Origin of the sequence: Periweissella cryptocerci (genome assembly GCF_004358325.1) — a bacterium.
GTDB lineage: Bacteria > Bacillota > Bacilli > Lactobacillales > Lactobacillaceae > Periweissella > Periweissella cryptocerci.
The window spans coordinates 2,161,055-2,174,534 of record NZ_CP037940.1 but is presented as its reverse complement, the minus strand read 5'-3'; the positions used below and the strand labels follow the sequence as shown (position 1 = coordinate 2,174,534).

The following is a 13,480-nucleotide window of genomic DNA, read 5'->3' as shown; positions in this document are numbered from 1 at the left end:
ATAGTGACCACATTACACTTAGATTATTACATGCCGACACAAATAACCGTTACGATATTGCTCGTAGCGGTTATTTGCTATGTGGAAAACATTAGCTTGCGATGTTCGCCCACTATTTTTTATTTGGTAAGGTTATTGTTACGATTACCCCAATCAATTCAATTATCATAAAACTAATAAATGCAACATGAAAACCCTGTACCGCCATATCAACCTGGCGTTCAGCTTGTGAAACCACAGTTAAAATTGCCATTGCGACCATCACTCCTAACGAGCCGAGCATTTGCCGAACTGTCGTGGTGATTGCCGTTCCATGTGGAATCTGACTAGCAGTCAATGTATTCGCACCAAAAGTTACCGCTGGCATCATCGCAAACGCATTACCACCTTCAATAATCATTGCCGCGATTAAGCTTTTCCATAAACTCAGCTGTCCAAATGGTAGTGCTAACAACCCAAAGCCCACAATCATCATGCCTAACCCGGTCATCACGGTTTTCTTTGCACCCAAATAATCAAGCATTTTACCACTACGCGGATTTAATAAACTTAACCCCACCGCAGCTGGCACCATCAGCAAGCCACTTGCCAAAATGGGTAAATGCAAGATTACCTGATAATATAATGGCATCAAAACTGTCGTGACAATTAACCCAATGTAAGATATTCCCGTCAAGAACACTGACTTAGTAAACACACTAGATTTGAATACTTTAATATCCAATAATGGTGCATCCATGTGTAATTGCCGATAAATAAAAATACCCGTTAAAATAATACTAATGCCACCAACTATTAATGCACTACTCCACGCTTTCGCAGTCAGCATATTAATTGCATAAATTAAACCCGCAAAGCCAATTATGGTTACAGTTGATAGCCAATCTAATTTGTACGGTTTCAAGGACGTCACATTGCGCATAAAAAATTGAGCTAAAATTAGGATCAATATTAAGATAACCAAAAATACGCCAAACAACGCACGCCAACTCAAGTACTGTAAGACAACTCCCGAAACAATCGGGCCAGTTGCCAAAGCTGAGCCCATCACTAAGCCAGCTTTTCCCATCACTTGCCCCCGTTCAGCTTCTGGTGTGATTGCTAACAAGACCGATTGAAAAGTTGGAAACAGTGCCCCCACTGCAATCCCTTCAATAAGACGCCCAACAAGTAAAATGTTCCAACTGTGTGCCAGTACTGCCATTAATGTGCCAATAATAAAAGTTAGCAGAATCATATTAAATAATGGTTTAAATTTGAAATTAGCTAATAGCCAAGGACTAATCGGCATCATTATCGTCATTAACAACATAAAGCCCGTTGTTAACCATTGGACTGTCCCCGCGGTGAGTTCAAATTGCTTCATAATACTTGGATATGCCGTAGCCAATGCTGATTGGCTAATCGACATCGAAAATGTCGCACCTAACAATGTAATCATGAACCACGTCCGTTGTGTTTTTGTAAGATTATGCATGTGCCCCTCTTTTCACTTTTTAAAATTAGAATAATTCTAAATAACCACCGTAAGTTTACAATAAATAATCTTATTCATCAATCACAATATTTGATATTAGGCTTACCTTTCCACCTTATCTTGTGATTCCACTCGTACTACTTCTACTAGCACCTGTCCTTTTCAAACCTCGGTCAATAGTTTTAGCGTAATACTTTATTCACCGTATTTCACATAAAGATTAGGCTAAACGTATTTTTACCTTGCATTTATTTTTAATAATTGCATAATGGGGTTAGTTTACATGCAATAAATTTCAAAGCTATTAACTAGTTAAATCATAGTTAGATACCTAATTATTAATTAAGTGGTTACTAGTAGAATGAATTGGGTATCGGGAGTTTTGACCTACTTTTACTTATTTTGCAGTTGAAAAGGAATTAATACTCCTCAAGCTAATATTTTGTACAATACTATCTTAGCTAAAAGAAAGGAGGAATTTATTATGTGTACCCGTAACAGCAAATCGCTTGCCCTCTTTTTCGTTATCTTTTACATTATCATGGCATATTTTACCTTCATGATGAAAGACATGATTGCGATGTACATGATGGCAACTGGAATGTTATTAGAATCAATTATTAGTTTTATTTATTCATTAACTAACAAACATTAATAAATTGAGGGGAGTTTCCAGATGGACTTAATTTCAGATTACTTTCACGACAAGACCGCATTTGATACACAAGATGGGGCTTACAAACCAATCATTCCAGCACCCACGAACTCATCACCGTTAGCAATTCCACCACTATTATCACCTGATAAAGTTACTAACGATACCACTTACTGCACAATCCGGGCGCAGCAAGGCACCGTGCAATATTTTCCCGATACACCGGCAACTAATACTTGGGGGTATAACGGTAATATTCTTGGCCCAACGATCCCGTTCCAAGTCGGTGTGCACTACAAAATCACGCTAGTCAATGACTTACCTGAACCAACCACGTGGCACTGGCATGGCTTAAATATTTCTGGCCCCATTGCCGACGGTGGCCCGTTTGCCGCAGTTCTTCCTGGTGAACAATCAACCATTGAGTTCACGCTAAATCAGCCAGCAGCAACCGCTTGGCTCCACCCACACCCATGTCCTCAAACTGCAAGACAAGTCTGGCAGGGCTTAGCGGCCGAGGTCATCATCCAAGATACCGTTGAAGCCCAAATTGATTTACCACGTGCATATGGGACAAATGATATTCCCTTAGTCCTCCAAGATCGTTCATTCCACAATGGTCAATTAGACTATGATGCTGACTACGATGTTGACGGTACGACTGGGAATTATGCTTTAGTGAACGGCACACTTAACGCCACATACACCGTCACGCAACCAGTCATGCGCTTTCGCATTTTGAATGGTGCTAACCGGCGCGAGTTCCGCTTAAATTTCAGTGACGGCTTACCATTTTATCAAATTGCTTCTGATGGTGGTCTCCTACCCCAAACAGTCGGTTTCACAAGATTAATGCTGACCTGTGCCGAACGCGCCGAAATTTTGGTTGATTTCCGCGGATACCAACCTGGCGATCAAGTGCAATTACGCACCGACGATTCCACGTTAATAACTTTTAACATCGGCCGGATGCCGGCTTCAGATTATGTCATTCCTGATAAGTTAGCACCCGTTGAACACCTTGACGATAGTAGCAATCATGTCGATCACCGAACCGTCATGTCGGGGATGGATGCTGAAGTTCGTCTTGACGATAAATTATTTGATATGACGAGAATTGACTATCGCCTCCCAATTAATACGACCCAATGCTGGGAAATCGAGAACACTAATGATATGACCGGTGGTATGGTTCATCCCTACCACATGCACGGTTGTGAATTTCAAGTTGTTTCTCGTAATGGTAACGCACCATTTGCTAATGAACATGGCTGGAAAGACACCGTCGCCGTTAACCCCGGCGAAGTGGTCAAAATTAAATTCCGCGTGCGCCAAAGCGGGCTTTATATGTATCATTGTCACATTTTAGAACACGAAGATACCGGCATGATGGCTCAATATGAATCCTTTGATCCAAATAATGATCAACCAATCGATATCACCCATTACGTTCACCAGCTCGAAAAAAATGGCTTGCACGTTTGTCGCGATATGTCAGGAATGGATCATTCGGGGATGGATATGAATATGTAGTCTATTTAGCATTCATATCACCAATGTCGTCGCCGGGATAAACGCTCGGTGGTTGGCAGATACACACCATTTCCTCCCATTCAAGATAACTGAATAAAAAGGTTCTATAATATTTTAGCGCTGGATTTTCGTTTCTGTACTTTTCAGTCATCGAATTAATGAGGTTCTATTGTCAGAGTTGTTTTTTCCATGCTATTGCGGCTTGTGGTTGGCAACTGTTTTCGCTAGTTTGAGCATTATTACTAACTAACGAAGTGCCAGTAAATTACTTGGCGGGCGCAGTGGCCAATTCTATTCAATCCCACATCAGCAGACATAGTACCACACAAAATAAAAATAAAAACGCTGACGAATTTTTCATTTCGTCAGCGTTTTCTAATATTTTAGTTTCTATTTATTCTAGCGTGGTCTTCGCATTTCTGTACTTTTGTTTAACAATACTCACGTACCACAGAATATACTTTAGGCACTATTTCTGAACACCTCACAAAATTAGCGATAACTGATTTGATTGAATCTACGACTATTTTCCGCTAGCTTGAGTATTATTACTAACTAACGCAGTGGCTGAAAATTGCTTGGCGGGCGCAGCCTTTACACCGCGACTGGGGGGGATATGTGTGAAGCACATATTCCCGCTGAGGATAAGATGAGGACACTTAGGAATTTATTCCTTAGAGTCCCAGCTTATCCGAGTTGTTCAAGACCGCACTTTGGCTTGAACATGTGCTTCCAGCGCGGTGCGCCAAGCAATTTCCAGGCACGTAGTGGCCAATTCTATTCAACCCCGCGTCAGACAAAATAGAGGCCTAATATTTTACTTAGTTAGCAACAATGTTGAGCAATTTACCCTTGATGTTAATCACCTTACGGACAGTCTTACCTTCGATTTGCTTTTGAATACTTGCTTCAGCTAATCCAAGTTCTTCAATCTTTTCAGGCGTTGTATCAGCTGGAACCGTCATCTTGCCACGAACCTTACCGTTCACTTGCAAGACCACTTCGATTTCATCTTCTACTAATTGGCTTTCATCATATGTTGGCCAAGCAGCAAAGGCAAGCGTCGTATCCTTGTGGAATTGGCTCCACAATTCTTCAGCCATGTGTGGCGCAACTGGTGCCAATAATTGGACGAAGCCTTCGATGTATTCAACTGGCAAGTTCTCTGCCTTGTATGCATCGTTAACAAAGACCATCATTTGTGAGATTGCGGTGTTGAAACGCAATCCTTCGTAATCTTCCGTAACCTTCTTAACGGTTTGGTGGTAGCTCTTCGTCAAAGTACCATCATTGACCGTTGTGATATGGTCACGCAACTTGTCTTCGTCATCCATAATCATGCGCCAAACACGATCCAACCAGCGACGTGAGCCAGCCAAACCATCTTCAGACCACGCAATTGATTGGTCTAATGGTCCCATGAACATTTCGTACATCCGCAAAGTATCTGCACCGTATGCTTCCACGATGTCATCAGGGTTAACCACGTTACCCTTTGATTTAGACATTTTTTCGTGGTTTTCACCCAAAATCATCCCTTGGTTAACTAACTTTTGGAATGGTTCCTTAGTTGGCACGACACCCAAGTCATACAAGAATTTGTGCCAGAAGCGAGCATACAACAAGTGCAAGACTGCGTGTTCGGCACCACCAACGTACAAGTCAACTGGAGACCAGTACTTTAATTTGTCTGGATCAGCAATTGCATCGTCGTTGTTTGGATCGATATAGCGTAAGAAGTACCATGATGAACCAGCCCATTGTGGCATCGTGTTAGTTTCGCGCTTACCCTTGCGACCGTTTTCGTCAACAACATTCACCCAGTCAGTCAAGTTAGCCAATGGTGATTCACCAGTCCCAGAAGGCTTGATGTCATCAGCATGTGGCAAGCGAAGTGGCAATTCTGCTTCAGGAACTAAAGTTGTTTCGCCGTCTTCCCACTTAATAACAGGAATTGGTTCACCCCAGTAACGTTGGCGTGAGAAAATCCAGTCACGCAACCGGAAGTTAACTTGCTTGTGACCGCGCTTGTTATCTTCCAACCAAGCAATGGCCTTTTCAATCGCGTCAGTTTTATTTAAACCATCGAGGAAGTCGGAGTTGATGTGCACACCGTCACCAGTGTACGCTTCTTCATCAACATCGCCACCTTCAATAACTGGCTTAATGTTCAAATCAAACTTTTGTGCAAATTCATAATCCCGCGTATCGTGAGCTGGCACTGCCATAATGGCACCAGTGCCGTATGAAGCCAAGACGTAATCAGCAATCCAGATTGGCAACTTTTCACCATTGATTGGATTGATTGCATAAGCCCCAGTAAATACACCAGACTTGTCTTTGTTCAAATCAGTCCGTTCCAAATCAGACTTAGAAGCGATTTCCTTACGGTATGCTGCAATTGCATCCGTTTGGTCAGCAGTTGCGATTTGGTCAACTAATTCATGTTCTGGTGCAAGAACCATGTAGCTTGCGCCAAACAAAGTATCAGGACGTGTTGTGAAGACTTCAACTTGCTTATCAGCACCATCAACATCAAAGAATACTGACGCACCAATTGAACGGCCAATCCAGTTACGTTGTTGTTCCTTGATTGATTCAGGCCAGTCAAGATCATCCAAATCATCAATCAAACGATCGGCATAAGCAGTAATCTTCAAGACCCATTGACGCATTGGCTTGCGATAAACGGGGAAACCACCACGTTCAGTCTTACCATCGATAACTTCTTCATTAGCGACAACCGTACCACCCATCAAATCAGGTGCCCAGTTAACCATGATTTCGTCTTCGTAAGCTAAGCCTTTTTTGTAAAGTTGTTCAAAAATCCATTGCGTCCACTTGTAGTACTTAGGATCTGTGGTGTTCACTTCACGATCCCAGTCATATGAAAGACCAAGGCTCTTCATTTGCTTACGGAAGTTGTTGACGTTTTCCTTCGTAATATCAGCTGGGAAACGTCCTGTCTTCATTGCATATTGTTCAGTTGGCAAACCAAAGGCATCGAAACCCATTGGGTGTAAAACATTGTAGCCTTGCGCACGCTTCATCCGTGAAATGATATCAGTCGCTGTGTAACCTTCAGGGTGACCAACGTGGAGACCTTGACCTGATGGGAATGGAAACATGTCCAATGCGTAGTACTTAGGTTTTGAAGTATCAGTTCCAGTCTTGAACGTTTTATTTTCGTCCCAATAGTGTTGCCACTTTTTTTCGACGGACTTGTGATTATAAGCCATAATTGATGTATCTCCTTTGATTTTTGTGTTGCTTAGCTATTTTGCAGTTGTCTGCCACTACGTGCCACGGAATCTACTTATCGCACCGAGATGGAAGCCAAGCTTTCTAAGCCCGTAGTCTTAGAAAGTCAGAGCGAGCTGGGATTCTAAGGCCTAAAGTCCTAAGAATCCTCATCTCCTCTGAGCGAAGTGATAAATCACTTCCCATCACGGTGTTCGCTTCGCCGAAAGTAGATTCCTTAGGCACTGCGTTAGTTTGCAATTAAACATCTAACTAACACAGTGTCTGGCAAAAGAATAATAAAAAAGTCCCGTAACCAAACTAAATATAGCTTGATTACGGGACGATAATATCGTGGTACCACCCGAATTCATGCTGGCTTAAACACCAACACCTCATTCTTTTTCTGTAACGCAGAAATGCGGCAACTCATTCATGATTAACGAGTTCGTCAGTTAACAACGTGAATTCACAGCCCCATTCACTCTCTTTGCTTGTCTTCTTAACTAATACTTTAACCAGTTGCAAATATTTAATTAATGAATTCATTTTAACAACTTCTCTGCCATTTTACAATGATTGCGCGTGGTATAATTAAAACATAATTTTTAATGGAGCCATCCGGGCCTCCTGAATTCAACAAAGTTATGAAGGAGTATGAAGTGAAAGCAACTGCCAAAATACAAATTGGGCTAGCTCTTTTGGCCCTGCTAATTTTCATAGTATTAACCTGGGGTGTTGTCCAAGATACAAACTGGATTGCTGCAATTGATAATGCTGGTTTCCATCTTATCCGGGAACCTTTAAGTCCTAACCGAACTTGGTTCTTTAAAAACGTTACCCGCGCCGGAAATGAAAAATGGTCACTAACGTTGATGTTCATTCTTGCCCTGATTTTCATCTTTCAACGGAAAGCCAAGGCGACTATTTTCTTAATCTTGAACGTCAGTGTCTTTGGCCTAGGTTTATCAACCGTTTTGAAGATGGTTATCGATCGCCCACGTCCCCACATTGTCCATTTAATTCAAGCCCATGGTCTCAGTTTTCCATCTGGCCATACAATGAATGCAGTCTTACTATACGGTTCATTAATTATTTTATCGAATTACTACTTGTCAAATGACGGTTTGCGCTTTGCCTTGAACGCTGTTCTTGGGGTCATCATCATTGCGTTACCATTAAGTCGCATATACTTAGGTGTGCATTATCCAACTGACGTAATTGCTGGTTACGCATTAGGGTTCACAATGCTCATGCTTTCAAAATTTGCTATCTTTAGATTCCAAGACCACGAGGTCAAAATAAAATGAAACTCGAAAACGCCTTAAATTACAGTCACACGCTGTTACAACAAGTTGTCCAGCCTGGTGAATTTGTCATTGATGCTACCGTTGGAAATGGTTATGATACCGAATTTCTGGCACGGTTAGTTGGTCCGATTGGCGGACGCGTCCTTGGTTTCGATGTTCAATTACAAGCTATTGAACACACCACCGACCGTCTTGACGAAGCTGGCATTACTAATACCCAACTTATCCACAAGGGACATGAGCACGTTGGTGAATATCTAACTGATCAAGAAGTTGCCGGCGCAATTTTCAACCTTGGGTATTTACCCGGTGCTGATAAATCTGTGATAACACACGGCAATACTACCCTTGAAGCCGTTAGCTCAATCTTGCCACGCCTGCGTAAAGAAGGCCTACTCGTGCTAGTTGTGTATTATGGTCATCCTGGTGGGGAAACTGAGCTCAACGCCGTCATGGATTACGTCGAAGCCTTACCACACACTGACTACAACGTCTTGCAATACGGTTTTATTAATCAAGAAAACCAACCACCGTTTGTCTTAGCCATTCAAAAACGTTAACTAAAAAGCGTGCCACTGAAATGAAATTACTTTCAGTGACACGCTTTTTGATTAATCTAAATGACTACCAAAATACTGCTTATAACTTTTGCGGAACAATTGGTTCGCGCGCATGTACAGTAACCGCCGTTTAAAGTTCCAATCGGGTTGGTATTTGTACGTAAAGCCGTAGCGCCCTTGCTTGATCAGCTTAACTGCGGTATCTTTTGCCGCACTTTCGGGTGCATACTTGATAAACATCTTCGCCGGGATTTGTAGCCAAAGTTGATACTTACTCGTATCTTGGTTGGCATATACAGTTGCTTGTGAAGTTCGTTGATTGTCATAATCACTGAGAATTTCACCAACCCAGTTAACCCCATTCAACGTTGCCCAGTAACTTGAACGACCAGGCCGAATATTCATTTCAAAGAATTTGAACGTATTATCACGCGTGTCATACTTGAAATCCATATTGAAGAAACCTGTATAATCTAGGTCCGTTAAAAACTTTTCAGCAACATGGTACACGGCCTCGTCATAGTCAGGTAAAATCGCCGCGAAGTTCCCAATTCCCCAAGGCGTTGGATCTTCTAATACAGGGTGGCCCAACGAAATTACTTGCAAGTGATGATGTTGATCGACATAGCCGGTTACATTGCGTTCAAGACTAGCATCCCCCGGGATTGCATCTTGCAAAATGAATTTACCGTGATAACCATGAGCATATGCATCACGGATAGCCTTATCCAGTTCACCTTCAGAATTCAAGATATAAACCTTCGCGCGACCTTCAAAATGCAAATCAACCCATTCAACTGAATCAGCCGCCTTTAAGACAACTGGATAGCCCCATGGTGATTGCACTTGCCCTTCGGTTGGTAAATCTTCTTTGCTTAAAATAACTGACGTTGGGTGTGGTAATCCATATTGATCAGCAATTTCGTAAAATGTATTTTTGTAAATTAAGCGCTGCATCAAATCGTAATCAACATACGGTACCACGAATGTTTCACGTAATTCATCGGCATGCTTAGCAATTAGTGGTGGGTATTTATCACCTAACCCAATTAAAATAACTGGTTCTTCGTGCGTTGCATATTCTTTGGCAACTTCACGCATTGTTTGGATAAAAATTGCATCTTCACCAAAGCCTGGTACCACATGCATGTCAATAATTTTTGTATACTTAGTCGCCGCTAATAAACCACCGGCATAGACTATCGCTTTTTTTCCAGTCAATTCATGGTACGCACGCGCTTGGCCGTACGCATTTTCATCACTGCCCATAAATATCGGGGTTGCTTGGGGTTCTCCACTCAATTTTAATGTCCTCATTTCAAATATTCCTCGAAAATTATACCACAGTCCTAACCTTATCTTGGATTTTCAAGAAATGAAATTCAACATTACGGGGCTCTTCTTGCCCCATTGATACTTGCTCCCCCGCGACTTGCCTACCTACAACTTCAACGCCAATTCATCAGGCGATCCACTGTTCACTAACTCAGCCAGATAGTCGGAATTGTAAAATCGGTTTACTTGATTAATCATGGTTTGATTATTCGTGTTGCGTGCGGTTGCCACTAGTAATAGGATAATTAATTTCACTTCACGATTATCAAACCACCGCGTTTTGGCCGTCATCCGTCCGATGACAATACGTGATTGGGCAAAAAAACGGCTCTCGGTATGCAATAACACCGTGTCATCACCCATTCGTGAACTAGTAATCATCTCGTGGGCCAACAACCTTTCCATTACTTGGTCAAACGCATTTCCTTTATACGAGGCCATCAATAACCGATCTAAAACTACTACCTTATATTTTGAACGAATATTCATTACTTTAATTTTCATCAATTTACTACACCATCACTTAGCCTAATATGTGCGTGCCGTATCCCGCAATTCCGAGAACGAACAACCCGACAATAATCAAAATTGGACTAACTTTATGCCGTAATAACCATAAAACGCCAAACATCAACAGCAATGGCATCAATCCAGGAATCAACGTGTTAAAGACATCTTGAAGTGTTGTGACTTTAAACATATCAACTTGTTTTCCTGAGATAATTTGATCGTACATATTACGTAATTGAGCTGCAGAAACTTTGCCGCGATTGGCAGCGTCAGCTAATGTTGATAAATCTACCACATTCTTTGCTTCATTTTTAACACTTGAAATCACAACCGGGAAATTCATTGTGGTCCACCGTGGAACTAGCACACCCATGATGAACATTCCTAAGATTGAGGCGCCTTGCGTGATTTTTTGCATCATCCCGCCACCCAGATTTTGGGTAATGTTCGTTCCTTGTGTATATCCCATATTCTGCGTAAACCAGGTAAAGCTCATCCGTAAGACATTCCAAATAACAAAGAATAAAATTGGTCCCAGCACATTTCGTGAGAGTGCTAGTGAAGCCGCAAATGCCCCCACCACTGGTCGTAACGTTCCCCAGAATACCGGATCACCAACACCAGCTAATGGTCCCATCATACCGACTTTAACTCCACTAATCGCTTCATCATTAATATCGGCGCCGTTCGCCCGTTGTTCCTCAAGGGCAATTTCGACGCCTAAAATTGGTGCCGCTGCATATGGATGCGTATTAAAGAACTCGAGGTGCCGATGCATGGCAGCAGCACGGTCTTCCTTTGTCTTATAGAGTCGTTTAATCGCTGGTACCATTGAAAATGCCCAGCCAATATTTTGCATGCGTTCATAATTCCAAGCCCCCATTAAGAACGTGCTGCGCCACCAGACAGACCTTAAATCTTTTTTAGTAATCCGTTTTTCAGTTGTTTTACTTTCGTCCATTTTGCTTATCCCCCATTTTACCGTGCTTAATAATCATTCAAGATTGCATCAAGGTCATTACCACCAGACGTTCCCCCACCGGTACCACCACCGTCACCATCATCCTTATTATTGAATTTTGGTGATAATTGTAAGTACACTAGGGCTAAGACCAATCCGATAATCCCCATTCCAATTAAGTTCACTTCTGACAAAGCCGAAAGTGCAAAACCGAGGAAAAAGAACGGCCATAAGTCCGGTGAAGCCATCATATTGATGACCATTGCATACCCAACGACCACAATGAAACCACCCGCAACGGCCAAACCACCCGTAATAACGTCTGGGATACTTGCTAAAGCCGCACGTACTGGTTCGGCCCCAACAGCCATAACGATAATCATTGGTATGGCAATGCGGAGTCCTTGAATCCCGACACCCGCTAAATTCAGGATATCGATGGCTTGGACATTACCTTTATCTGCTTCACGGTCAGCAATGTGGGCAAAACTAATGGTTAACGTCCGCACCACAATCGTTAATACTTGTCCTGCAATGGCAAGCGGAATCGCAATCGCAATCCCTGTTTTTATATCAACTTGCGCAGGCCCGGTAACTAGGTACGCCGAGACTACGGATGCTAACGCTGCATCCGGCGCCATTGCTGCCCCAATATTCATCCAGCCTAAGGTGATTAATTGCAGCGTACCACCCAAGACAACGCCTTCAATCAAGTGGCCAGTTGCTAAACCAATCAGTGACGCCGCCAAAATTGGTTGGTGAAACTGAAACTGTTCGGCAACCCCTTCAACTCCCGCTAAAAATGCGATTAAAACTACAAAAAATGCTGTCATGTTTCATACCCCCATATGATATTTAATTTCAAACTAGCTTCTTCTTTTTAAATAGTGTCGTTAAATCTTGCTCGGAATCCCTCGGTGTTTGGCGAACTTCAAATCTAACCCCGGCAGCCATCATGCTATTAAAATCTGCCACATCATCAGCATCAACGGCCACCGCATTGGTAATCATCGTCTTGCCATCCGTGTACGTCATTGAACCAACATTGACGCTCGTAAAGATAATTCCCGCGTCGGTCACCCGCTTGACGTCTTGTGGTGTCTCAAAAAGCATCATCACTTTAACGCCGTGAAAACGCGTGTCATCATAAATATCAATTAACTTAGCAATCGGAATCACGCTCGCCGTTACATTTGCTGGTGCTGCTTGCGTAATCAACGTTTTGCGCATTTCATCTTGTGCAACTGTATCTGACACGACAAAAATACGTTCTTGGCCCGCTGACTTAGTCCACCCAGTTGCAACCTGACCATGTAATAAACGTGAATCAATTCTGACCAGGCGAACATCAAGTTCCATGTGCCCAGTATGTGTAGCAGCACGCTGTACTGGTGCTGCATGTACAATAGCCTGTGGCACATCTGCTGGTTCAACGTTAGAAACCACTTCTGGAAGGCTCCGAATGCCTTCTTTTGCTATCCCAACCAAGTAATGTGCCATTTCCTCAATGTCCGTCATGGTTGTTTGTACACCAGCAGCTTCAATGACCATCGGTAGATTTAAACCAGTGACAATGGCACTCTTGTGTGATCCGGTTGCCTGAATGCTACTGGCAACATTAAACGGTGATCCACCCCACAAATCAATCAAAAAGAGAATTTCATCGGTTGCCGCAAAAGTATTAATTACTTGATTATACTTTGCAGTCAAATCCTCCAAACCTTCCGCCGGCAAAAAAGTAACCGTATTAATATTTGGTTGCACACCAAATATCATCTCGCTTGATTGCTTAATACCTGCAGCCATGCCCCCATGACTAGCAATAATAATTTGAACCATATGTTGCCCCCTAATATATTGCATGATAGTTCACTCAAGGTCGCCCAACAGTGACCTTAC

Annotated in this window: 11 protein-coding genes; 4 read left to right on the top strand and 7 right to left on the bottom strand. The window is 42.5% G+C overall.

Features of this window, described 5'->3' with window-relative positions:
* Positions 1-112: 112 nt before the first annotated feature.
* Positions 113-1,477: an MFS transporter gene (locus tag EQG49_RS09480; RefSeq protein WP_133363751.1), complete on the bottom strand. Its 1,365-nt coding sequence runs from the start codon at positions 1,475-1,477 to the stop codon at positions 113-115.
* Between the two features lie 484 nt (positions 1,478-1,961).
* Here EQG49_RS09480 and EQG49_RS13735 point away from each other — a divergent pair, with 484 nt between their 5' ends.
* Together EQG49_RS13735 and EQG49_RS09475 are read left to right on the top strand one after the other, a co-directional pair.
* Positions 1,962-2,132, top strand: coding sequence for a hypothetical protein (locus EQG49_RS13735; protein ID WP_165964860.1), 171 nt, complete (start codon positions 1,962-1,964; stop codon positions 2,130-2,132).
* A gap of 21 nt (positions 2,133-2,153) precedes the next feature.
* The gene (locus EQG49_RS09475; RefSeq protein WP_133363750.1) at positions 2,154-3,665 is read left to right on the top strand and encodes a multicopper oxidase family protein; all 1,512 of its coding nucleotides are present in this window, start codon (positions 2,154-2,156) and stop codon (positions 3,663-3,665) included.
* A gap of 821 nt (positions 3,666-4,486) precedes the next feature.
* Here EQG49_RS09475 and leuS read toward each other — a convergent pair.
* Entirely contained in the window at positions 4,487-6,904 is a 2,418-nt protein-coding gene (leuS, locus tag EQG49_RS09470) for a leucine--tRNA ligase (RefSeq protein WP_133363749.1), read from the bottom strand.
* Positions 6,905-7,552: 648 nt separating this feature from the next.
* On the opposite strand from leuS, the gene EQG49_RS09465 reads away from it, so the two are divergent.
* The gene (locus EQG49_RS09465) at positions 7,553-8,215 is read left to right on the top strand and encodes a phosphatase PAP2 family protein (protein ID WP_165964859.1); all 663 of its coding nucleotides are present in this window, start codon (positions 7,553-7,555) and stop codon (positions 8,213-8,215) included.
* Positions 8,212-8,775: a tRNA 5-(aminomethyl)-2-thiouridylate-methyltransferase MnmM gene (mnmM, locus tag EQG49_RS09460; RefSeq protein ID WP_133363747.1), complete on the top strand. Its 564-nt coding sequence runs from the start codon at positions 8,212-8,214 to the stop codon at positions 8,773-8,775. Before EQG49_RS09465 ends, mnmM begins: the two co-directional genes overlap by 4 nt.
* Before the next feature lie 51 nt (positions 8,776-8,826).
* On the opposite strand, the gene EQG49_RS09455 is transcribed toward mnmM, so the two are convergent.
* From EQG49_RS09455 to EQG49_RS09435, 5 genes are all read right to left on the bottom strand, one after another.
* The gene (locus EQG49_RS09455) at positions 8,827-10,092 is read right to left on the bottom strand and encodes a carboxylate--amine ligase (protein ID WP_133363746.1); all 1,266 of its coding nucleotides are present in this window, start codon (positions 10,090-10,092) and stop codon (positions 8,827-8,829) included.
* A gap of 123 nt (positions 10,093-10,215) precedes the next feature.
* Positions 10,216-10,614 (bottom strand): PTS sugar transporter subunit IIA, encoded by a 399-nt coding sequence (locus tag EQG49_RS09450; RefSeq protein ID WP_133363745.1) that lies wholly within the window; start codon positions 10,612-10,614, stop codon positions 10,216-10,218.
* A gap of 19 nt (positions 10,615-10,633) precedes the next feature.
* Positions 10,634-11,581 carry a PTS system mannose/fructose/sorbose family transporter subunit IID gene (locus EQG49_RS09445; protein WP_133363744.1) on the bottom strand — a complete coding sequence of 316 codons (948 nt, stop codon included), beginning with the start codon at positions 11,579-11,581 and terminating at the stop codon, positions 10,634-10,636.
* A 26-nt stretch (positions 11,582-11,607) separates the two neighbouring features.
* Complete coding sequence (locus tag EQG49_RS09440) at positions 11,608-12,414, bottom strand: mannose/fructose/sorbose family PTS transporter subunit IIC (RefSeq protein ID WP_133363743.1); 807 nt, start codon at positions 12,412-12,414, stop codon at positions 11,608-11,610.
* Positions 12,415-12,442: 28 nt separating this feature from the next.
* Positions 12,443-13,420 (bottom strand): mannose/fructose/sorbose PTS transporter subunit IIA, encoded by a 978-nt coding sequence (locus tag EQG49_RS09435; protein WP_133363742.1) that lies wholly within the window; start codon positions 13,418-13,420, stop codon positions 12,443-12,445.
* Positions 13,421-13,480: the final 60 nt, after the last annotated feature.

What these genes read in the sequence shown, in the direction of transcription:
- EQG49_RS09465 (WP_165964859.1), top strand. Translation starts at nt 7,553, where the DNA reads ATGAAGGAGTATGAAGTGAAAGCAACTGCCAAAATACAAATTGGGCTA.
- leuS (WP_133363749.1), bottom strand. Translation starts at nt 6,904, where the DNA reads ATGGCTTATAATCACAAGTCCGTCGAAAAAAAGTGGCAACACTATTGG.
- EQG49_RS09445 (WP_133363744.1), bottom strand. Translation starts at nt 11,581, where the DNA reads ATGGACGAAAGTAAAACAACTGAAAAACGGATTACTAAAAAAGATTTA.
- EQG49_RS09435 (WP_133363742.1), bottom strand. Translation starts at nt 13,420, where the DNA reads ATGGTTCAAATTATTATTGCTAGTCATGGGGGCATGGCTGCAGGTATT.
- EQG49_RS09475 (WP_133363750.1), top strand. Translation starts at nt 2,154, where the DNA reads ATGGACTTAATTTCAGATTACTTTCACGACAAGACCGCATTTGATACA.
- EQG49_RS09440 (WP_133363743.1), bottom strand. Translation starts at nt 12,414, where the DNA reads ATGACAGCATTTTTTGTAGTTTTAATCGCATTTTTAGCGGGAGTTGAA.
- EQG49_RS09450 (WP_133363745.1), bottom strand. Translation starts at nt 10,614, where the DNA reads ATGAAAATTAAAGTAATGAATATTCGTTCAAAATATAAGGTAGTAGTT.
- EQG49_RS09455 (WP_133363746.1), bottom strand. Translation starts at nt 10,092, where the DNA reads ATGAGGACATTAAAATTGAGTGGAGAACCCCAAGCAACCCCGATATTT.
- EQG49_RS09480 (WP_133363751.1), bottom strand. Translation starts at nt 1,477, where the DNA reads ATGCATAATCTTACAAAAACACAACGGACGTGGTTCATGATTACATTG.
- mnmM (WP_133363747.1), top strand. Translation starts at nt 8,212, where the DNA reads ATGAAACTCGAAAACGCCTTAAATTACAGTCACACGCTGTTACAACAA.
- EQG49_RS13735 (WP_165964860.1), top strand. Translation starts at nt 1,962, where the DNA reads ATGTGTACCCGTAACAGCAAATCGCTTGCCCTCTTTTTCGTTATCTTT.